The 20,010-nt window shown below is 52.3% G+C and carries 18 protein-coding genes; 7 read left to right on the forward strand and 11 right to left on the reverse strand.

All coding sequences use genetic code 11. The annotated features are described in order from the left end of the window. Positions 1–109 precede the first annotated feature (109 nt). Positions 110–1,102 (forward strand): BadF/BadG/BcrA/BcrD ATPase family protein, encoded by a 993-nt coding sequence (locus F456_RS22210; RefSeq protein ID WP_018976714.1) that lies wholly within the window; start codon positions 110–112, stop codon positions 1,100–1,102. 91 nt (positions 1,103–1,193) lie between these two features. On the opposite strand, the gene F456_RS24535 is transcribed toward F456_RS22210, so the two are convergent. Beyond that, entirely contained in the window at positions 1,194–1,346 is a 153-nt protein-coding gene (locus tag F456_RS24535; RefSeq protein ID WP_018976715.1) for a hypothetical protein, read from the reverse strand. 49 nt (positions 1,347–1,395) lie between these two features. Next, entirely contained in the window at positions 1,396–2,262 is an 867-nt protein-coding gene (locus F456_RS0109135) for an MBL fold metallo-hydrolase (RefSeq protein WP_018976716.1), read from the reverse strand. A 265-nt stretch (positions 2,263–2,527) separates the two neighbouring features. Here F456_RS0109135 and F456_RS0109140 point away from each other — a divergent pair, with 265 nt between their 5' ends. From F456_RS0109140 to F456_RS0109150, 3 genes are all read left to right on the forward strand, one after another. Then, complete coding sequence (locus F456_RS0109140; RefSeq protein WP_018976717.1) at positions 2,528–3,748, forward strand: PQQ-dependent sugar dehydrogenase; 1,221 nt, start codon at positions 2,528–2,530, stop codon at positions 3,746–3,748. A 141-nt stretch (positions 3,749–3,889) separates the two neighbouring features. After that, a complete protein-coding gene (locus tag F456_RS0109145; protein ID WP_018976718.1) occupies positions 3,890–5,101 on the forward strand; it encodes a PQQ-dependent sugar dehydrogenase in 1,212 nt (403 codons plus the stop codon). Positions 5,102–5,365: 264 nt separating this feature from the next. Then, positions 5,366–6,466 carry an undecaprenyldiphospho-muramoylpentapeptide beta-N-acetylglucosaminyltransferase gene (locus F456_RS0109150; protein WP_018976719.1) on the forward strand — a complete coding sequence of 367 codons (1,101 nt, stop codon included), beginning with the start codon at positions 5,366–5,368 and terminating at the stop codon, positions 6,464–6,466. Between the two features lie 812 nt (positions 6,467–7,278). Here the strand turns inward: F456_RS0109150 and F456_RS0109155 are convergent. Continuing rightward, the gene (locus tag F456_RS0109155) at positions 7,279–7,758 is read right to left on the reverse strand and encodes a YfbM family protein (protein WP_018976720.1); all 480 of its coding nucleotides are present in this window, start codon (positions 7,756–7,758) and stop codon (positions 7,279–7,281) included. Between the two features lie 409 nt (positions 7,759–8,167). On the opposite strand from F456_RS0109155, the gene F456_RS0109160 reads away from it, so the two are divergent. Then, positions 8,168–9,478: an aminotransferase class I/II-fold pyridoxal phosphate-dependent enzyme gene (locus F456_RS0109160; RefSeq protein WP_018976721.1), complete on the forward strand. Its 1,311-nt coding sequence runs from the start codon at positions 8,168–8,170 to the stop codon at positions 9,476–9,478. Positions 9,479–9,669: 191 nt separating this feature from the next. Here the strand turns inward: F456_RS0109160 and F456_RS0109165 are convergent, their stop codons facing one another. The 8 genes from F456_RS0109165 to F456_RS0109200 form a co-directional block, all read right to left on the reverse strand. Then, the gene (locus F456_RS0109165; protein WP_018976722.1) at positions 9,670–10,158 is read right to left on the reverse strand and encodes a DinB family protein; all 489 of its coding nucleotides are present in this window, start codon (positions 10,156–10,158) and stop codon (positions 9,670–9,672) included. Between the two features lie 162 nt (positions 10,159–10,320). Further along, on the reverse strand, positions 10,321–11,772 hold the full coding sequence (locus tag F456_RS0109170) for an ABC transporter permease (protein ID WP_018976723.1): 1,452 nt from the start codon (positions 11,770–11,772) through the stop codon (positions 10,321–10,323). Beyond that, positions 11,769–12,530: an ABC transporter ATP-binding protein gene (locus tag F456_RS0109175; protein WP_018976724.1), complete on the reverse strand. Its 762-nt coding sequence runs from the start codon at positions 12,528–12,530 to the stop codon at positions 11,769–11,771. The genes F456_RS0109170 and F456_RS0109175 overlap by 4 nt, the downstream gene beginning before the upstream one ends. Positions 12,531–12,622: 92 nt before the next feature. Continuing rightward, positions 12,623–14,098: a DEAD/DEAH box helicase gene (locus F456_RS0109180; RefSeq protein ID WP_018976725.1), complete on the reverse strand. Its 1,476-nt coding sequence runs from the start codon at positions 14,096–14,098 to the stop codon at positions 12,623–12,625. 167 nt (positions 14,099–14,265) lie between these two features. Further along, positions 14,266–15,501, reverse strand: a complete 1,236-nt coding sequence (locus F456_RS0109185; protein ID WP_018976726.1) for an MFS transporter — start codon at positions 15,499–15,501, stop codon at positions 14,266–14,268. A gap of 265 nt (positions 15,502–15,766) precedes the next feature. Then, positions 15,767–16,051, reverse strand: coding sequence for a hypothetical protein (locus F456_RS0109190; protein ID WP_018976727.1), 285 nt, complete (start codon positions 16,049–16,051; stop codon positions 15,767–15,769). 305 nt (positions 16,052–16,356) lie between these two features. Then, positions 16,357–17,130 (reverse strand): SDR family NAD(P)-dependent oxidoreductase, encoded by a 774-nt coding sequence (locus F456_RS0109195; RefSeq protein WP_018976728.1) that lies wholly within the window; start codon positions 17,128–17,130, stop codon positions 16,357–16,359. Positions 17,131–17,178: 48 nt separating this feature from the next. Then, positions 17,179–17,637, reverse strand: a complete 459-nt coding sequence (locus tag F456_RS0109200) for a chemotaxis protein CheX (protein WP_018976729.1) — start codon at positions 17,635–17,637, stop codon at positions 17,179–17,181. Positions 17,638–18,147: 510 nt separating this feature from the next. On the opposite strand from F456_RS0109200, the gene F456_RS0109205 reads away from it, so the two are divergent. Together F456_RS0109205 and F456_RS0109210 are read left to right on the forward strand one after the other, a co-directional pair. After that, positions 18,148–19,050 carry a LysR family transcriptional regulator gene (locus tag F456_RS0109205; RefSeq protein ID WP_018976730.1) on the forward strand — a complete coding sequence of 301 codons (903 nt, stop codon included), beginning with the start codon at positions 18,148–18,150 and terminating at the stop codon, positions 19,048–19,050. A gap of 78 nt (positions 19,051–19,128) precedes the next feature. Next, positions 19,129–19,938: a histidinol-phosphatase gene (locus tag F456_RS0109210; protein WP_018976731.1), complete on the forward strand. Its 810-nt coding sequence runs from the start codon at positions 19,129–19,131 to the stop codon at positions 19,936–19,938. Positions 19,939–20,010 lie beyond the last annotated feature (72 nt).

Raw genomic sequence — 20,010 nt, forward strand, 5'->3', positions numbered from 1 at the left:
TGAAGAAGAGAAAAGCGGTTACAATTCTTCTAATTGCTCCGACTCTACATATCACTTAGCGATAAGCCGCGATTTCCAATACGACGATTGATCAATAAGGAGGCTCTCCATGCTGGGAAAAATTAATGCAGATTCTGTCGTTGCAGGCATCGACATGGGCGGCACCTACATCCGGATCATGATTGCCGATCTTACCGGCCGCGTTAGAGCTTTCGTCAAAACGGATACCGATCTGCCTCCAAGACAGCGGAGCGATACGACTCTTCTGCTTGCCCAAATGCGCGAGGCATTGGTTCAGGCAGGCTGTGAATCCAGCAATGTTATGTTTCTCGCTGTAGGCGTTGCAGGATTGGACGACGACGAAGATAAATCATGGGCAGAGCGCCTGGCTTCCGGGTTCGGGCTTGAATGCCCCTGTCAGGTTGTTAACGATGCGATTATCGCTCATCGTGGAGCGCTGACCGGAGGGCCCGGTATTCTCATCTCCTCCGGTACCGGATCGATTCTGCTGGCTCGGACCGAACGCGGACAATGGCTGCGCAACTATGACTTTGGTCATTACGCCGCCAGCGGAGCCCGTTTCCTCGCCTATCAGGCGCTGTACGATGTGCTTGCCGGACGCGAAACACCAGGCGATGGCATCCTTGTACGCGATATGCTGCGCTTCTTCCGAGCCGCAAATTTGCGAGAGCTGGCCGAGTCCGCCAGTCGAAGCTTCGGGCTTGACCATGATCGGCAGGACCGACTCTTCGGAATGTTCGCACCGGTCGTTACCCGCGAAGCGGAAGCAGGTTCTCCGATCGCCGTTCGCGTCTGCGATGAAGCGCTGCGGCAGATCGGCGTCGGAGTGGATATGCTGGCCGCTTTCTTTGACGGACCTGATATTCCGATTTCGCAAACGGGCAGTGTAGCCAGCAGTGACTATTTCCTAAACGGGCTGCAGGAACTGGTCTGCTCCCAGCCTGGCCGCCGTTTTGATTGGATAGAACCCCGTCTGACCCCAGCTGCCGGCGCACTGCTGATCGCCTATGAATCGCTGGGACTGCCGGCTGGAGACGGCATGCTGAATACGCTGGAGAGCAGTCCCTATGCCCGGGCATAATTGAACGAACCTTTAACATGCAACTCTTTCTCCTCCTGCGGAGTCTATTAAGCATCCCGCAGCAAATGTTTTGTTTAAAGTGATTTTCTCATCATTCGCAGCAAAAAGCCGTATCCCGCGAAATAATCGCCCCGGATACGGCCTTTTTTTGCTTTTGCTTTTGCTTTTGCTTTTGCTTTTGCTTTTGCTTTTGCTTTTGCTTTTGCTTTTGCTGACTGTTACTCTGCTTTTTCTCTGCTTTCACTCTCTTTTTCCAACTCTTATATTATTCGAAAAACCATACTTCAGTGTGCCTACTGCTCCAAACCATTCATGAAATATGTGATCGCTTCGGTCATGTCATTCGGCAGCGCTTCAGTTTCCGGAAGCTCAAGCTCTGTATACAAATCCCGCTCGACCGCCTCTCGATCCCGGCCATGACGCAGTACCAAACGGGCCAACTGCTCGTAACGCCGCACATCGTTATAGAACGCTTCACGTGATACCGGACGACCATGCGATTCGACCAGTACGTTTGCACCGTATGCAAAGACAGTATCGAGCAGCGCCAGGAACTTACCCGTCGTATATTTCATTGGACCTCCGTAAACGGAAGGCGCCAGCGCGTCACCGAGGAACAATGTTCCTTCCTCTTTGACATATACGACACAGGAATCGGCCGAGTGATCGCCTCCCACATAACGAATTTCACAGGTCAGATCGCCCAGTTCGACGTCAATAAAACGTTCGAAAACAATATTGGGTCCTTCTACCCGAATACGGCTCAAATCTCCTTCATACTCTGCAAGCATATCGGCTTTGGTGCGCTCGCTAATAACACCTTCCGCGATCAGGCGCTCCAAGGTTTCCCCATTCCATTCCAGTTCTGAGAAATTGCGCAGAATGTTGGCCGTTTGGCGCTGCGCAATCGTAGGCAGACTCCACTCGGCTAGACCGAAGGAATGATCCCAGTGATGATGCGTCAGCACCATCATATCCGGCGCGCGCACCCCTTCCTTCTCCAGATATTCGCGGAAAGCCGCGGCATGAACCGCCGAATTCCCACCGTCGATCAGCAGCGTCCGGCTGCTTCCCGCTACGGCGGCCAGAAGCGGCCGGTCGGTCGTATGCTCGGCGTGCATAACATAAATATGATCACTAATGCGTTCGAATTCGGACATATATTTACCCTCCAGCATACATAGTCAAGATGAACAGCCTTTTGCAAATCGAATTTTGTGAACCGATAGATATCGTACACTTTATTTTACCACCCTGCTGCTCTTCCACCAAATGCAAAAGACGCAGCTCCAAATCGCTTCAAATCCGATTGGGTACAGCATCTAAGGGTAAAAAAACCTATATCGATTATGGAATTACTTAAAATCAAAATTGGAATCAAAATTGAAATCAGAATCGAATCAAAATTAAAAAGGGGGAGTCGATGTGCATAACTACTGGAAAAAGCTGTCCGTCCTACTGCTGGCGCTGCCGCTTGCGGCCTGCGGCGGTCAGACTGGTGCACCTGCCGGTTCGGTGCCCAGCGGGCAATCTCCTGTTCAGATGCCGAATGCAGCGGACGAATTGGATCAGGGAGCCGAAACTAATGATGACACAGACGCGGCGGACACCGACAATACGGAAAGTGAACCTACAGCTTCCGGTACAAATGACGCCAGCGTAACCGCGAGCTTAACCGGCGACACGGAAACGCTGGCGGACAACCTTGATACACCTTGGGAGATCCAGTTTGACGGCGAGACCGTTTACCTGACGCTTCGCGGCGGCTCGATCGTCAAAGTCGAAAACGGTGAACAAACCGAACAGTCGATTACGATGAACGCCCGCGTGCTCGAGGAAGGCGAAGCGGGGCTGCTCGGATTTGTGTTGGCACCGGACTTTGCGGATTCCCGCGAAGCTTACGTCTACCACACCTATGGACGGGATGACGGCATGCGAAATCGGGTGATCCGAATCAAGGAAGATTCTTCCGGATCAAACTGGAGCGAAACGGCTGTACTGCTCGATGATATTCCAGGCGCTTATGTACATGACGGCGGCCGAATATCATTCGGTCCTGACGGCATGCTCTATGTAACGACCGGCGATGCGCAGCAGGAAAGCTCTGCTCAAGATAAGGAGAGCTTGGCGGGCAAAATTTTGCGCATGACTCCAGATGGCGAAGTGCCGGAAGACAATCCGTTTGAAAACTCCTATGTCTATTCGTACGGCCACCGCAATTCGCAGGGCATCGATTGGATTGCAGACGGCACAATGTATGCGTCCGAACACGGTCCGAGCGGCAATCCCGGCGGGCATGACGAGATGAACAAGATCACTCCGGGCGCCAATTACGGCTGGCCTAACGTTATGGGCGACGAGACGGGAGAAGGTCTAACCCTTCCGCTCTATCACACCGGCGAGGAAGCGATTGCGCCTTCCGGAATTGCCGCGACGCCCGACGGTAAAGTGCTGGTTGCCAATCTGATCGGCGAAAGCTTAATGGAATTCGACCCGGCATCGAACGAAATGACTGAAATTCTGAACGACGTCGGACGTATTCGCGATGTAGCGGTCAGGAATGGACAGATCTACGTCATTACAAGTAATACCGACGGACGGGGTTCTCCCGGCGAAAGAGATGATCGTCTACTTCTACTGAAGTAGCACTCAAAACTTTTCTGCTCCTTTTTCTGGCTTTTTTCATTTTTTCCTGACTTCCATCCATTCTTTTCATGATTTTTTTCCGAAAACGATTAACCACCCAATCACGGGGTAAAAAATTAAAAATGGAGAAGGAGGAAAATCATGCCTATTCTGAACACCAAAGGAAAAGCATTAACTGCCGCTCTGCTGCTTGCTCTGCCGGTTTCCGCTTATGCGGCGGACCAGCGGGAGGTAGAGCAAACGATGGAGCGAGCTTCCGTTCTGACTGCAGAGGCTTCACAACCGGTGCTGCTCGGCGCATCGGTGTCTTCGGCTGCGGAAGCGAACACAACGGTGAAATCTTCAAGTCTGGTCGATTCGCTGCAAGGCGGTTATGACGCAGCGGCAACAAATCTGAAGGTGCCATGGTCGATGCAATTTGCAGGAGATACCGTTTATATCACTCAGCGTGGAGGCGGAATCGTCGAACTTAAAAACGGCAAGCAGACCGTGCAGGAAGTTCGCACAAAAAAACCTCTTCGGGTTGTCGGTGAAGCCGGCCTGACCGGTTTTGTGCTCGACCCTAACTTTGCGAAAAACAAATATGCCTACATCTATCACGCCTACGAAGAAAAGGGCCAAGGCTTCAATCGAATCGTCAAAGTCAAGCTAATGCATGGAGTGTGGCGTGAGCAGAAGGAGTTGGTGTCCGGTATTCCGGGCGGACGTATTCATGAAGGCGGACGCTTGGCATTCGGTCCCGATGGCATGCTGTACAGTACTTCGGGCGACGCCAACCGGCGCGAGCATTCTCAAGATCTCTCCAGCTTAGGCGGCAAAGTGCTGCGCATGACGAAAAACGGAAATGTTCCGAAGGACAATCCGATCAAAAATTCGTATGTCTACGCGTATGGACTGCGCAACTCACAGGGGCTGGCTTGGACATCAAGCGGTACGCTGTATGCCTCCGACCATGGACCGAGCGGTGCTCCGATCCCGGGCGGCAACGGCGTCGATACGACGGGCCTTGACGAGATCAACATCATTACTCCGGGCGGCAACTACGGTTGGCCGGTCATCCAGGGAACCGAGACCGCTCCGGGCATGATCTCACCGTACTATGTGACCGGTGCTGCAGCGATTGCGCCGTCGGGCATCGCGGCAACGTCGGATAACAAGATTCTCGTTGCGACGCTGAGAGGCGAAAGCTTGAAGGAATTCGACCCGATCACCAAGACGATGACCGATGTGCTGACCGGTGAAGGACGTATTCGCGATGTGGCAGTGCACAACGGCCGAATCTACGTGCTGACCAACAATACGTCGGGCGGAACTCCGGGCCCGAACGACGATCGACTGCTGATTCTGAAGTAACAGCAGGCAGCAGCGCAATTTCAAATTCCCGCCTGTACACAGCAAAAAAAGCGGCTGGCCCCAATTACGGGGCTGGCCGCTTGGCTTTTTACATACCGGAACGTACAATAGAGCTTGCATCTGGCAGGAGAGCTTGCATCTGGAGAGCTTGCATCTGGAAGGCCTGATAACTCTCTTCTTGAAGTATTCGGCAGCTAGATGATGAAGTTAGTCCAATTGCTTGAATTGCTTGAATTGCTTGAATAAAGGAGACCTCTATCCGCTATGACTTCAACTTCAAATGTCCGTCTATATCAACCTAAACGAATCGTCCTTACCGGGGGCGGATCGGCCGGACACGTCTCGGTCAATCTGGCTCTTATTCCCGTTCTCCGGGAGCAGGGCTGGTCGATCGATTATATCGGTTCAGAGAACGGTATTGAAAAAGAATTGATCGCAAATTTGCCCGGCGTTTCCTATCATGCGATCGCCACCGGCAAACTGCGCCGTTACTTCTCGCTGCAAAATTTCACCGATCCTTTCCGCATACTGAAAGGCGTTGGCCAATCGCGTCGGTTGATCCGCCGATTAAAGCCATCCGTCGTCTTCTCCAAAGGCGGGTTTGTCTCCGTGCCTGTCGTTTTGGGCGCCTGGATGAACCGTGTTCCCTCGCTGATCCACGAGTCCGATTATTCGCCCGGACTCGCCAACAAACTGGCTCTGCCGTTTGCATCGGCGCTCTGCACGACCTTTCCCGAGACCGCCGCTTCGGTCAAATCCGGCAAAGCCGTGCAGATCGGATCAGTCGTCCGTCCGGAACTGAAGAGCGGCGATGCAGCTCGCGGCCTGCAATTCCTGGGATTCACGGGAAACAAGCCGCTGCTCCTGGCTGCGGGAGGCAGCCTGGGTTCCCGCGCCTTGAACGACAATCTGCGCCGCAATCTGGATGCTCTGCTTGAACAATTCGACATCGTGCACTTATGCGGCCGGAACGGACTCGATCCGCAGCTTGAAGATCGCGCAGGGTACCGCCAATTTGAATACGTGAACGAGCAGCTGCCGGACATACTAGCAGCAGTTGACCTCGTATTCAGCCGCGCAGGGTCGAACGCGATCTTCGAATTTCTGTCGCTGGGCAAGCCCATGCTGCTGTGCCCGCTTGGCCGCAAGCAGAGCCGCGGCGATCAGCTTCTGAACGCGGACTCGTTTGTTCGTGCCGGCTACGCCGAAGTGATCGACGAAGAGAACTGGAACGACGCTGAGTTTCTTTCGAAACTCGACGTCCTGCAGCGTAAGCGCGACCTTTATATCGCCCGAATGAATGCTGCTGACAGCGGCGATCCGCTGCAGCAGCTGCTTCGGCAAATCGAAGAAACCGCCAGCTGACCGGGAATCACCGTGACCCTAAGGCAGGATCGGCTCGAAGCATCCCGCAGGCAGGATGCTTCGAGCCGACGGCAGAAATACTCTAGTCCGCAGGCAGGATGCTTTAAGGCGGCGGCGGAAATGCTGCATTTTTCAAAATAAGTGCATATGTACAACTATTTCGGAAGAAAAAGGGTCGGACGTTGAAATAAGTGCATGGATACAATTATTTTGAACCAAAAGCAAAGAAAATCCGAAAAAGAGATTAGTTAAGTGTATCAGCACACTTATTTCGTTAAAAAATACAAAACCTAAGAAAATAAGTGTATATCCGCACTTATTTTTATTCTGCCGCATATCATCCACTTTCAAATTCATTTCTGATATTCGGATTAGCGCCTATATGCAAATCATCGACTTTTCAAATTAAAACTTTTTCAACACCCAGGCTCATCTTTTCAAGAGCTTTTTTCAAGAGCTTCTTTCAACACCCAAGTCCAGCTTTCAAATGACTTTTCCAATGCTCCAACCCAGTTTTCAACTTGAAGTGAAGCAGTTGAACTCAATATAAAGTCGATTCTTAGTTTACTGCACGCCGTAGAATAGGACTTATAGAACGTGTCGCCAAGGCGCCAATGCCACAATTCTTTCGGTCCTTTCTTTTGGTTCTTCTCCAACGTTTTAAAGATCAAGCCAAAAGGCTTGATCTTTTTCGTTCGTGACCTATCACTTCAGAAATAAATGATGCGTTTGGAACAAACGACGCAGTTGCAGCGCAGCTTGCGAAGTGCCTGCAGCTTCGCAAGCTGGTATAGCATCTTCGCCGTACAGAATTAAGTTACATAAATCAGCATACCTTCGCCCGCCTCCGCGGCTGAACGGTAATGATTACGCATCGGTTCATAGTAGTCCAGCAGATAATCCAGTTCGCCTTCTTCGTTCCAGTCCGGAGCCGGATAAACGCCTGATTCGTTCATATCGTCCGGCTCAAAGCCTCTGGCCAGATCTTTCCGCTCTATACTCTCAAGCGCCTCTGCCACGTCACGAACCTGATCAGGCGTCAGATACCGCACAATCATATCTTCCTCTTCGCCCTCATTCAGCGGCCTGCCACCCATCAAAGCATCAAACAGAGGCCCTTCACCTCCATAAGGATCGCCGCAGAGCAAATAATGCAGGCCCTGCCAGGATTTGTCGAGATCCAGCTCTTCGCCTTCTTCTCCGTGTATATAGGCATAGAGATCCTCTCCTCCATGAATCAACGACGAAAGCCTCTGCTCCGGTATGCGCTTCAAGTGTCCGATCATGCCCATGTCCATTCCTCCTTTTACGTTACCTATCCGCCTGCCATATGCAGCTATGACGTGAGTCCCGACTTGTAATCTTACTGTACAGGTAAATGTACACGCTGCGCATTCCTCTTGAATCGCTGTCCGCAGAGCGAAGACGCTTCACTAAGCAGCTCTAATTTTCAATGGCGCTTGAGGAACGGCGGAAGGCGATACAGCCTGTTAAATGACTTTCCGCACAAAAAGGTAACACGAAAGCTAAAACATTCGGAATACAGCTTATGCGCACAGAAAAGACATTCGCAAGCGATTTCGGCAAACACCATACACAAACACATAGAAAAACCTTTAGAAATCCGGGCATTTTCCGTGACGGCACCGGGGGAGGATGCTATAATTGACGCAATTCAGTTTGGAAGGATGACGACTCACAATGAACCCAATGGCTGAACAATGGAACGAGAAGATTAAAACGGGAAACGCGCACGTCCATGACATGCTGTCGGGACTCGGACGGGAAATCTATTTCCCAAAAGAAGGCATTTTGAGCCAGTCTGCCGAAGCGACGGCTCATGCCAAGAAATACAACGCTACGATCGGTATTGCTACAGAAAATGGCGGACCGATGCACTTGAACGTGATTCAGGACAAGCTTTCGGCCTACAGCCCGAAAGATCTGTACGGCTACGCGCCTCCAGCGGGCAAGCCGGAGCTGCGTGCCGCATGGCGCGAAAAGATGATCCGCGAGAACCCTTCGCTCGAAGGCAAAGCGTTTGGCAATCCGATTGTCACGAATGCATTGACGCACGGACTCAGTATCGTAGCCGACCTGTTCGCCGATTCGGGTGATGCTATCGTATATCCGGACAAAAACTGGGAAAACTACGAGCTGACTTTCGGTATTCGCCGTGGTGCGAAAATCGTCAACTACGAGCTGTTCACGGAAGAAATGAAATTTAATACGGAAGCGTTCCGCAAAGCGCTGCTGGAGCAAAAAGAAGCAGGCAAAGCCATCGTGCCGCTGAACTTCCCGAACAATCCGACCGGTTACACGCCGAGCGTACAGGAAGGCGACGAGATTGTCGAAGCTTTGCTCGAAGCGGCGCAAGCCGGCATTAATCTGGTTGTCGTGACCGACGATGCCTATTTCGGCCTGTTCTTCGAGGAGTCGCTGCATGAATCGCTGTTCGGCAAGCTGGCCGGCCTGCATCCCCGTATTCTGCCGATCAAAATCGACGGCGCGACGAAAGAAGAATTCGTATGGGGCTTCCGTGTCGGATTCATCACGTTTGCGTCCGACAGCCCCGACGTGCTGGCTGGACTGGAACAGAAAACGATGGGCATGATCCGCGCTACGATCTCCAGCGGCCCTCACCCGTCGCAGACATTTGTATTGGACGCTCTGAAATCTCCGGAATTCGAAGAGCAGAAGCAGGAGAAATTCCTGATTATGAAAGGCCGGGCAAACAAGGTCAAATCGCTGCTCGACAGCGGTAAATATCAAGGCGTCTGGACCTATTATCCGTTCAACTCCGGCTACTTCATGTGCCTAAAGCTCAATGAAGGGATTCAAGCCGAAGCGCTGCGCCAGCGTCTGCTGCATGAGTACGGTGTGGGCACGATTGCCCTCGGCGAGAGTGATCTGCGTATTGCGTTCTCCTGCATCGCGGAAGAGAACCTGGAAGATTTGTTCGACCTCACGTATCAAGCGGCAGTCGAGCTGCAGAATGCAAAGACAGAATAAGATTGTTTTTGCCAATTAACTATTCATTTGTTGAATCAAACAAATAAAAATACCGTCAAGGTCTTGTACCTCGACGGTATTTTTACGTTTTTCGATTCAGCGACCTTTTTCGATTCAGCTGCCTTTTTCAGTTCAGCAGCCTTTTTTCGGTCCAGCGATCTTTTTACCGTGCGGCAAGGCACCCTATTTCGTCAGCTTGTTGGCGTCGTCAGCCTCTCCAGCTCCTTGACCTGCGTCAGATGATGACGGTCATGCCAGATGAAATCTTGCAGGTACTGCTCGGCCTGAAATTTCTGGCCATTCGGTTGAGTGAAAACTTGCAGATAACGCTCTTCAGACATATTCCCAATTGCCTCCAGAAGCGCCGTTCGAACAGAAAAAGCCCTAGCGGTCAGCTCGCCTGCAGACATCATTTTGCCTACGGCCGCCGCCTTTGCATTAAACTCCTCATCATCCATAGGCTTTATCGCGGGAGTGTCGCCGACCGTCGTCTTTTTTACCGCATACTCATAAAAGTAACAGTCCCATTCCACGATATGCGCAACCATCTCTCGAATCGTCCATTTGCCTTCTCCAAGCGGACGATCCCAAAAAGCTTCTCCCTTGCTTTCCATCTCGCGTACTTCTCCGATCCATTGTCCAAAATCGTCCAACAGCTTTTCTCTATTACTATTACTCATCGCCGACGCTCCTTCATGATGGAAATGATCGATCCGATTATATGTGTATAACTACATTTTCGTTTATGAGAACAGAATAAAGAAAAAACCTGGACACCTATGTGTCCAGGTTTTTTCTAATATATCCAATTTCTTCACAACTCTCGAATTCAAAAAGCGAAATCAGTCGTCTTCACCCTCCAGCTTGCTCCACTTCCGGGCAGCGGAATTTCTCATCAGCCAGGCCAGTACAAGAGCCGCTGCGAGCGCGCCGAGTGCCAGCATCGGATTCTCAGGCAGTGTAAGCAGAAACGGCAGCCACATGAAGACGGCGGCGGCGATCAACACGCGCAGCATCAGATGCAATCCCGCCCGGCGGCGCGAATCTTCGGGGATAGGATACAGCGACAGCCATAGCGAATCGGAGTGGATACGCCGCAGTCCATTCAGCTGTACGCCGATCATGAAGATAAACAAGAGCAGCAGAGCAATACCCAGCCAAGATACGCGGGCCAACAGCAGCAGAATGAAACCGACTACTGCCAAGCGCGCGGCCATACCCAGCAGATCTCCCCGGATAAACGATTGGGTCAGCAGGAATCGGTAAGCTTCTTCCTGCTTCCACGGGATAGACCTGCCAGCGCCAGACAGCCAGCTGCGGCGGTATACGCGCGGGTCCTGTGTCGGCACATCGACGAACCAGCCGAGCATTCGCATAGCGCGTCCTGCTTGTGCCCGCTCAACCGCGATCAGACGCTCCCACGGCACCCGGTGTTTGGCCGGAATTCGCAGCAGCAGAGCGTACAGCGCCGCACCAATAGCCAGTGACAGTACAGCGTACGGCAGGGTCAGCCAGAACCAGGACAGCATCGCTGCGGCCGACAGAAGCCAGCGCAGCAGTGCAAAACCATCCGCCTGCCGGGACGATACCATTCGATGCTCCTGCCATGCCCCATAAGCGAACAAAAGCTTCAGACCGAGCAGAAGCAGCAGACTTAGCCACAGATTTGCATGATCGTTCGGCTGAACCCGAATATAGATCGGCCAGGCTACCAACAGTACCAGCCAAATCAGCAGCAGTTTGTAGACGACTCCACTGCGCCAGGCCGGTGCAAAGTAAGCTCGCATTTTCGTCTCCAGCGGCAGCAGAAATACAGTGTCGGCTGACTGCATGTACGTCCGAAAACTGCTCCAGGCCGCAAGCGGAAAGAGCAGCGCCGGCAAAATCCAGCGGATTGGCAGCCCTTCCGGCATATCCTGAAGAATGGACGTATACCACGCCGAGAACATAATCAGCAGCAGCAGAACCGTAACGGCAAGGCCGCTCTGGATAATATAAGGCATATAAGGCAGGATGCGTCCAAGAAAGACCGAACGCCGCTTGCCGCGCAGCGCGGCCATCCCCTCGGCAGTCATCGGTGCAATTGTGCCGGGCTGCCAAGGCAGGCCGCTTGCGATCGGAGGTATCCGATCCGAAGCGAAGCGGGCACCTTCCGGCGGAATTCCGCCTCCGCCTTTGGAGACTTCCGAAGGCGTGTGCGCGTTCCGATTCGAAGAAGTTTCGGCGCTTCCTACTGGGATTTCACCGGATCTGCTTCGCTCCTGGCCGTCCGGCTTATTGTCCGGCCCCGTCATTGGATGCCTCCGGCGCCTTCCGCCCGAACCAGCCGATCGAACATATCTTCAAGCGAAGCGCCCGGCATGTTCGACGCGCTGCGGATATCCTCAAGCGTTCCCTGCACGATAATACGTCCTTTGTGCAGAATAACGAAGCGGTCGCAATAATTTTCGATCGTCGACAAAATATGCGAGCTGAGCAAAATTGAAGCACCTTCGCGATTCACTTCGACCATATACTCCAGCAGGTCGCGGATACCGAGCGGATCCAGGCCGAGAAACGGCTCGTCGATCACATACAGCGGCGGCCGTGCGATGAAAGCGCACATGATCATTACTTTTTGCTTCATCCCTTTCGACAGATGCGAAGAGAGACTGTGCTCCTTATCTTTCATGTAGAAAAGCTTCAACAGACGCTCTGCGCGCTCTTCGAAAACGGCATGGTCGACGCCATAAGCTCTCGCCGTAAATTCCATATGTTCGCGTACCGTCAGCTCTTCGTACAATACGGGAGATTCCGGTACGAAAGCCAATAGAGAACGGTAGCGGTCGGGATCGTCTTTCAGCAGAGAACCGCCGATTCGAACCTCGCCTTCCTTGGGCGACATCAGCCCAAGAATATGTTTCATGGTAGTACTCTTACCGGCTCCGTTAAGACCGATCAGTCCCACCATTTCGCCCGGCCCGACTTCAAAGTCAACGCCGTGCAGCACCGGCTTGTTGACACTGTAACCGCCGGTTAGCCTTCCTACCTGCAGGATGGCTTGTTCACCCATGATCCTTCACCTCTTCTATGTCTGATGCGGGCCTGCCGACCGTGCGCCGCAGCGGGCGCCCCGATCCGGTCAAGCTTCGCCGATCCGCAAAATTACGAAGGATCCTGCGGAGTCCGCTTTTCCTTCAGCCATTTTGGCGCACCCTTGTCTTTGTTCGGCTGCTTCTTGCTCCCTTTGGGACCGCGTCCGGCAGGCTTGGCTGCCGATTTCGGACGAAGCGCCGAAGCCGCTGCGTCTGAAGAAGTTCCGCCCGCTGCTCCGCTGCGACCGGCGGCATTTCCGCCTGCCTGGATGCCTGCTTCGCTGCCTGAAGCCGAAGCGGCGCTTCGACCCGGCTTTGCCGGAGCCTTGGTGCCGGTACCGCGGCCGGCAGACGGCCCTTTCGGCGTGCGGCGCGAACCGCCCGAGCGGCGTTCCTCGGCTTCCGCCGGGTCAAGCACCGCGCCTTCGTACATGGCGCGCTCTTCAATCTCCGTACCCAGTTCGCGCGAGAATTTGCGCATGATAAACGCCTGGCGATCGGTCACGATCGAGATCGACAATCCTTTGCGGCCCATCCGGCCGGTCCGGCCTGCCCGATGGACGTAATGTTCCGAATCCGAAGCCGGATCGAGATGCACAACCAGTTCCAGTCCCGGAATGTCCAAACCGCGTGCAGCGACGTCGGTTGCAACGAGCAGTCTGAACTTGCCCGCACGGAACTGCGACAGTACGGTTGCACGCGTCACCTTGTCCGAATCGCCATATAGGGTCCGTGCTTCCAGACCGAGGTGATTCAGCTTCGCTTCCACTTCGGCAATCGTATCCGCCTGATTGACGAACACGATTGCGCGCTCTGGATTATAATGACGCACAATGCGGCGCAGCGTATCGATCCGGTCGCGCTGCTGACATTCGAAGTACAGATGCTGCGTCAGCTTTACGAGCTTCTGTTCCGGCTCGATGCCGACGTCCACAGGATCTTTCATTTCGCGGTCGGCCAGCGCACGTACGTCTGGACCCAGCGTCGCCGACAGGAAGATCAGCTGCCGGTCGCGCAGCGCGCCCTTGAGCAGCGAGCGTACATCGTCCGCGCCGCCCATTTGAAAAATCTGATCGGCTTCATCCAGTACAATGGTGCGTACTTCATGCAGCTTCAGCTTGCGTGTCGACAGCAGCTCGCGCAGTCGCCCCGGTGTGCCTACAACCAGATGCGGCCGCTGCCGCAGCTTCTCCACCTGCCGCGCCGCCGAAGCGCCGCCAATGAGTCCGATTGTGCCGATTCCCAGCGAAGCGCCATATTTTTCCCCTTCGCGTACGATCTGCATCGCCAGCTCCTGTGTCGGCGCAATCACCAACACCTGGCTCTCCTTCTTGTCGGGATCGATCCGCTGCAGCAGCGGAAGCAAATAGGCAAGTGTCTTGCCTGTGCCTGTCTGGGACTGTGCAAGTACATCCCGACCTTCCAAGATATAAGGGATTGCTTCCGCCTGGATCGGGCTCGGTGTACTGATGCCGTATTCAAGCAGCGCGGCCGTCAGCGCTTCGCCAATGCCGAGCTGCGCAAATTGTTCAATTTCTTTTGTCATTTCGTCGTTCCACCTTTATGTTCTGTCGTGTCCTTCTTCTTATTATAGGCGGAATCGGGCCAAATCCCAAATGCAAAAACAAAACTTGGACCACGTAAAAAAGCGCCTCTCGCCTTCATGGACGAAAGAACGCTTGAGCTGCCGAACTATTTTCTTCCCGTATTTCCTCAATGACTGATCGCTTCGTCGATATGCGACAGATGACGGCTCCGCAGCAGCAGAACGAACACCCCGATTACGACCATAAATGCCCCAAAGTAGAACGGCATTTCCGCATTGAACCAATCCGCCAGCTTACCGGCCAGGAATGGCGATACCGCGCCGCCCATGAAGCGAACGAAACTGTATGCCGCCGAAGCGGTCGAGCGCTCAACGGGAGCCGATTCCATAACTGCTGTCGTGATCAGCGTATTGTTGATTCCGAGGAACGCACCTGCCGCGATCACACAGACGATCACGATCGCTGGGCTGTCCATCACCGTGCCGATTGCCATCATCAGCAGGTCGACTGCGAACAGCGTCAGCATAACGGCCATCGAACGCACCGTGCCAAACCGGTTTTGGATGCGCGGCGCGACAAACACCGACGTAATCGCGAGCAGCAGACCCCAACCGAAGAAAACATAACCAAGCCCATGCTCATCCAGCTTCATCACGTAAGGCGAATAAGCCATCAGCGTGAAGAAGCCAAAGTTGTACAGGAAAGCGACAATGCCGAGGGTCATAAGAGCCGGATAACTCAGCGCCTTGAACGGATCGGACAGTCTGCTGGTCATTTTCGGCTTCGGAATCTTTGGCAGCAGTACAGTAACGGCCACAAAAGCGAGAGCCATCAGTACGCTTACGCCGAAGAATGGACCTCTCCACGAGATCGAGCCCAGCTCGCCGCCCAGCAGCGGACCGACCGCAATGCCGAGACCAAGCGCCGCTTCATAGAGGATAATCGCTTTGGCCGTACCGGAAGTCGACAATCCGACGATAGCCGACAGTGCCGTTGCAATAAACAGCGCATTGCCCAATCCCCAGCCGCCGCGGAAGCCGACAATGCCTCCAATCGTATTCGACGACCCTGCCAGCGCCGCAAACACGACCGTCAGCATAATTCCGCAGAGCAGTGTTTTCTTGATTCCGATCCGGCTGGAAATGAACCCTGTAATCAGCATAGCCACACCGGTCACAAAGTTATAACTCGTAAACAGCAGGGATACCTGACTCGGGGTCGCATCCAGCTGCGCAGCGATCGCCGGCAGAATCGGATCCACCAGGCCGATGCCCATAAACGAAATAATGCAGGCGAACATCACGGCCCAAACCGCCTTCGGCTGCGATAAAAAACTGCCTTCCTTCAGGGTTTTCCCTTCCGGAGGCAGTGATTGAATCCCTATCGGTGCTTCATTTTTCATGTTCTGTTCCCTCCATGCTGACAGTTTGTTCTTCTAAGGCCTGCGCTGTTCCTACACTGTTTATTATTAAAACTTTTACATATGAATATTACTACACCGATCTTTTTGCGTCAACGCAAGCTTTTATCGAAAAAACCGTTCCACAACAAAAAACCGCATCTTCGCGACTTATCGCAAATGCGGTCTTTTCCATTTCACTGTCTTTATTTATTGCCTTTATTTATTGTCTTTATTTTCTTCTGTCCGTTCTTGACGTTTGTCGCATTCACGTCCCGGGCATGGACTTGAAGTGATCGATAAACGGACCGGGATCGGTATTGACCGTGTAGGAAAAGACGCCAAGATTTGTGTGCAGATACAGCATCCCGATTTCGCCGCCAATACGCCGATAAGACATATCGAATACGTGCTTTAGAGGAAATTCCCGGCTGTACGTCGTGATGCGGTCATGATACAGATCGATGGTCCGGTCCGAAATATGACGCCGCTGCTCTCCTTCGCTCACTTCCCGCTGAACCTGGTAATACGGCTGTGAAGCTACCCATCTCATCCGCATTCCTCCTTGTTTTTGGCACCGGTTGCCTTCAATCGTCCCATTTATTCCTGGCTGGGTGCCTTTTTACCGTTATCTTTATCATTTGATCTGATCTGGCTTGGATCTGGCTTGGATCTGATTTGATCTGATCTCTTGAATCTGTAAGAGTCTCTTATCACTGTAACGCAAAAAAAGCCCCGCGAAAACCCATTCCTGTATAGGAAAAGATTTTTACGGGGCTGGCAGCAGTACATCTTCATCTTCGGCAGTCAGACTCCTCAACTATAAGCAGCGACGATCTGTCCGGCTGTCGTACCGAATTACTTTAAATTCAGAAACCTTCTTGCCAGCTTATCCGCAGTTCGCGGCATCAGCCCATACAGGCGGATAACGATACCGAGATAACGCGGCAGATCTATCTCATCCCTGCGCGTTTCCATAATTCGCACCATTTCGCGCGCAACCTTTTCCGGCGGAAGAATAAAACGGCTTACGTTCTGAATGTAACTGCCGCCCGGATCGGCCGTTTCAAAAAACGGAGTGTCAATCGGTCCCGGATTAATTGAAGAAACGGCTATTCCGCTTCCGTGCAGCTCTTGGCGCAGCGAATTCATAAATCCTAATACAGCGTGCTTGGAAGCCGCATAACCGGCCGACTTGGCGGTGGCGAACTTGCCCGCCATCGAAGCAACGGTCACAATCTGTCCGCTTCCGTTACGCCGCATATGCGGCAATACCGCCTTGGTACAGCGTACGACGCCCAGGTAATTGACGTTCATGATGCCTTCGTAGTCGGCCAGATCCATTTCTTCAGCGGTCTCAAATCGCCCGTAACCGGCATTGTTAATCAAAATGTCGATTCGGCCATACTCTTCAATAACTTTAAGTACTGCCGCTTCGACCGATTCTTCACTTCCGACATCAAGCGGGCAAATACCGTGCGGCCCGGGTACGGCTTCCGCAGCACGGCGAAGTTTTGCTTCCGAACGTGCAGCCAGAATGGGCACTGCACCGCGTTCCGACGCCAGACGTGCTGCAAGCGCTCCGATTCCGCTCGAAGCGCCTGTAATGAATACAATTTTGTTAGTTAGCATAGAGGCGAATGCTCCTTCTAGATTCCGATATGAGTTCGCCTATTCATTTTACGAGATCAATACTTGAATATCCAGCTCGCCGATTCCATCCATCAACAGCGGAATAGTCAATGCCTTTTCCGGCATAGCTTCCGTAAACGCGTCTCCATGCATAATGTTCGGAGGCGTAATATCTACAATAACACCTTGATTCGACAGCAAAATTCCGGCATTCCCGCTAATCATGTTACCCAGTTCCGAAATGGCACTCCGACTCATATCGTCCATCTCCGTAATGGTAAATCCACCCATCATTGCCGAGACGATCCGCATAGCGACCTGTTCATGCAAGCCAAAAATAATGTTACCGCTCAACTGTCCTGTCATCCCGATTTGGATCCAGATATGGTCATCAATCGGCTTCACGCTTTTCACTGCAAGCGTTCCCGTCGAAGGAGAAATCTGAATAAGCTGCTGAAGTACCAGCTTTGCCGATTCCAAAAACGGGTTAATTACTTCCGCCTTCATAATACACATTCGCTCCCTGCCGCTTAGGTTTTTAGGATCACTTCTGTCGGATAAGTAGGTCATACGCTCTTCTATCTTAAGTCCTACTATTGATTACCCCAATTATACTCGAGAAACAAAAATAAAGCACCTGAATTTAGCAATTTTTTCTATACAAAACCTGTGAGTCCTTAATCCATCACTGTCAGTACCCGGTAGCACCAGGCATAAGACAAATAAAACGCATACTCAAAAAAGAGATTCCGCGTCTCTTGGCCGGCCAACGTCGAATTTTGTGAAAAATCAGCTCCTTCTATTATCGCCCATAAAGACCTGTTTTTTTACAAGCAGAATCCTATTTCCGGAAAAAACGTGACTTTTGTCATGCATTTCTTGTTTTCACTGTCAATTGGGAGTTTTTTTCTGTGTAAAACTGTTTTGGCGAAAATGTCCTTCTCCTTCTTCATTGCTTTTACTTTTGTTTTTCCCCTATAATTTAAGGAATCAATACGCGGTGGGAGGAGAAGTTTCATGAATATGAGTCAGCTGGAGACGCTCGTCACGATCTCGAAAACGATGAGCTTCCGCAAAGCCGGGGAACTGCTCAATCTTACACAACCCGCCGTTTCCGCACAGATCAAAAGCCTTGAAGACGAATTCAAAGCCGTTCTGGTCGATCGAAGCCAACCGGTTACTTTAACCGACAGAGGTCTTGTGTTTCTCGAACATGCCGAACGAATTCTCTCTATTGTCGAGGAACTGAAACAGAAGATTACCGATCTGGAAGAAACGCCTCAGGGTCATATTATGCTGGGTACGACGACTTCGATTGCCATTCAAATTTTACCGCGCGTGCTGTCTTACTTTCAGAATCAGTTTCCGCTGATCCAGACCAGTATCCAGTCTATGCCTTCTTCACAAATCTACAGTCTGGTCGAAAATGGAGCTGTCGATATCGGCATTGGTTATCTGATTGAACGCAACCCCGATCTGGAAACATCCATTCTTTATTACGACACTTTTGAACTGGTTGTATCTCCACAGAACGAGTTGGCGCGCAAGAGCAAGATTCGTTTGGAAGATCTGAAGGATGTTCCGATGATCATGCTGTCTCCCGATACGGTCGGACGCCGCTTTGCCGAGCAGGTATTCAAGGAGCATGGTATTGTCCCGCGCATCGCAATGGAGCTGTCGAGCAGCGAAGAAGTTAAGCGAATGGTCGAACTCAATCTTGGCGTAGCGGTCATATCGAAACTCTCGATCTCCAGAGAACGGCGCCAAGGCTCGCTGCTCGTACTGCCCATAACCGAATTTGAAGCCACCCATCCGGTCGGCGTTATCTATCGCTCCGGCAAGTATTTGAATTCGGCAATGCGCCAATTTCTGGCCGACCTCAAAGGCATGCCGGAAACGCAGTTTATCGGATCTGAGTAACTCCCCCTAATATCGTCCGCTAAGATTATTCAAACGATAGAGCGCTGCTCTAATTACGACAAAAAGGAGAATCGGACCATGAAGTTTGATCTGCATACCCACCATTATCGCTGCGGCCATGCGGACGGCGACATTCGCGATTATATCGAAGCCGCAATCCGCGAAGATCTGTCCGTTATCGGTATATCCGATCATATGCCGCATTTGTTCAGCCCGCTTGACTATCCGGCTCCGACAATCGCCATGTCCAGGCTGGAGCTTGGCGCTTACGTAGAAGAGGTTCTGAAGCTGAAAAAGGAATACGAGAGCCGAATCGACGTGCTGCTCGGCATCGAATCCGACTATTTTATCGATCATGAACGCGTGTACCGCGAAGCTATTGAACGTTATCCGTTCGATTACGTCATCGGTTCGGTTCATATCAGCAGCGGCAAAAGCATCTTCGACCGCAAGCGCTGGGAAGGTTTGTCTACCGATCTGATGATTGAGGCAAAAAAGGAATATTATCGCCTGATTGAAGCTTCTGCCCGCAGCGGTATGTTCCAAATTCTTGGGCATCTTGATGCCATGAAGGGCTATTATCCGAATTTTGTTGATATTCCCGCGAATGAAGCTGTTGAATCAGCTCTGAAAACGATCGGGGAATTGGGTCTTGCCATCGAGGTCAATACATCGGGCGGCACCAAATTGTGCGGCGGCTGGTATCCGTCGGATGCGATTCTGGAACGCGCCCTGCACTACGGCGTCTCAATCTCCTTCGGCTCCGATGCCCATAAGCCTTCCCGGGTCGGCGAAGACTTCGAAGCAGTTGCCGCCAAACTGCGCGATATCGGCTTCAAGGAATGGGTGTACGTCAAGGAGCGCAAGCCGGTAGCCGTGCCGCTGTAAGAAAATCTTCACCGGTCGATTCAATATTTAATATAATCAAAGGGTTAAAAGACCGCATTTTTTCGCTTTCGC

This window comes from Saccharibacillus kuerlensis DSM 22868 (assembly GCF_000378145.1).
GTDB lineage: Bacteria > Bacillota > Bacilli > Paenibacillales > Paenibacillaceae > Saccharibacillus > Saccharibacillus kuerlensis.

Bases quoted from the DNA above. Each gene is read 5' to 3' on its own strand.
- F456_RS22210 (WP_018976714.1), top strand. From the start codon at position 110: ATGCTGGGAAAAATTAATGCAGATTCTGTCGTTGCAGGCATCGACATG.
- F456_RS0109135 (WP_018976716.1), bottom strand. From the start codon at position 2,262: ATGTCCGAATTCGAACGCATTAGTGATCATATTTATGTTATGCACGCC.
- F456_RS0109145 (WP_018976718.1), top strand. From the start codon at position 3,890: ATGCCTATTCTGAACACCAAAGGAAAAGCATTAACTGCCGCTCTGCTG.
- F456_RS0109150 (WP_018976719.1), top strand. From the start codon at position 5,366: ATGACTTCAACTTCAAATGTCCGTCTATATCAACCTAAACGAATCGTC.
- F456_RS0109155 (WP_018976720.1), bottom strand. From the start codon at position 7,758: ATGGGCATGATCGGACACTTGAAGCGCATACCGGAGCAGAGGCTTTCG.
- F456_RS0109160 (WP_018976721.1), top strand. From the start codon at position 8,168: ATGAACCCAATGGCTGAACAATGGAACGAGAAGATTAAAACGGGAAAC.
- F456_RS0109165 (WP_018976722.1), bottom strand. From the start codon at position 10,158: ATGAGTAATAGTAATAGAGAAAAGCTGTTGGACGATTTTGGACAATGG.
- F456_RS0109170 (WP_018976723.1), bottom strand. From the start codon at position 11,772: ATGACGGGGCCGGACAATAAGCCGGACGGCCAGGAGCGAAGCAGATCC.
- F456_RS0109175 (WP_018976724.1), bottom strand. From the start codon at position 12,530: ATGGGTGAACAAGCCATCCTGCAGGTAGGAAGGCTAACCGGCGGTTAC.
- F456_RS0109180 (WP_018976725.1), bottom strand. From the start codon at position 14,098: ATGACAAAAGAAATTGAACAATTTGCGCAGCTCGGCATTGGCGAAGCG.
- F456_RS0109185 (WP_018976726.1), bottom strand. From the start codon at position 15,501: ATGAAAAATGAAGCACCGATAGGGATTCAATCACTGCCTCCGGAAGGG.
- F456_RS0109190 (WP_018976727.1), bottom strand. From the start codon at position 16,051: ATGAGATGGGTAGCTTCACAGCCGTATTACCAGGTTCAGCGGGAAGTG.
- F456_RS0109195 (WP_018976728.1), bottom strand. From the start codon at position 17,130: ATGCTAACTAACAAAATTGTATTCATTACAGGCGCTTCGAGCGGAATC.
- F456_RS0109200 (WP_018976729.1), bottom strand. From the start codon at position 17,637: ATGAAGGCGGAAGTAATTAACCCGTTTTTGGAATCGGCAAAGCTGGTA.
- F456_RS0109205 (WP_018976730.1), top strand. From the start codon at position 18,148: ATGAATATGAGTCAGCTGGAGACGCTCGTCACGATCTCGAAAACGATG.
- F456_RS0109210 (WP_018976731.1), top strand. From the start codon at position 19,129: ATGAAGTTTGATCTGCATACCCACCATTATCGCTGCGGCCATGCGGAC.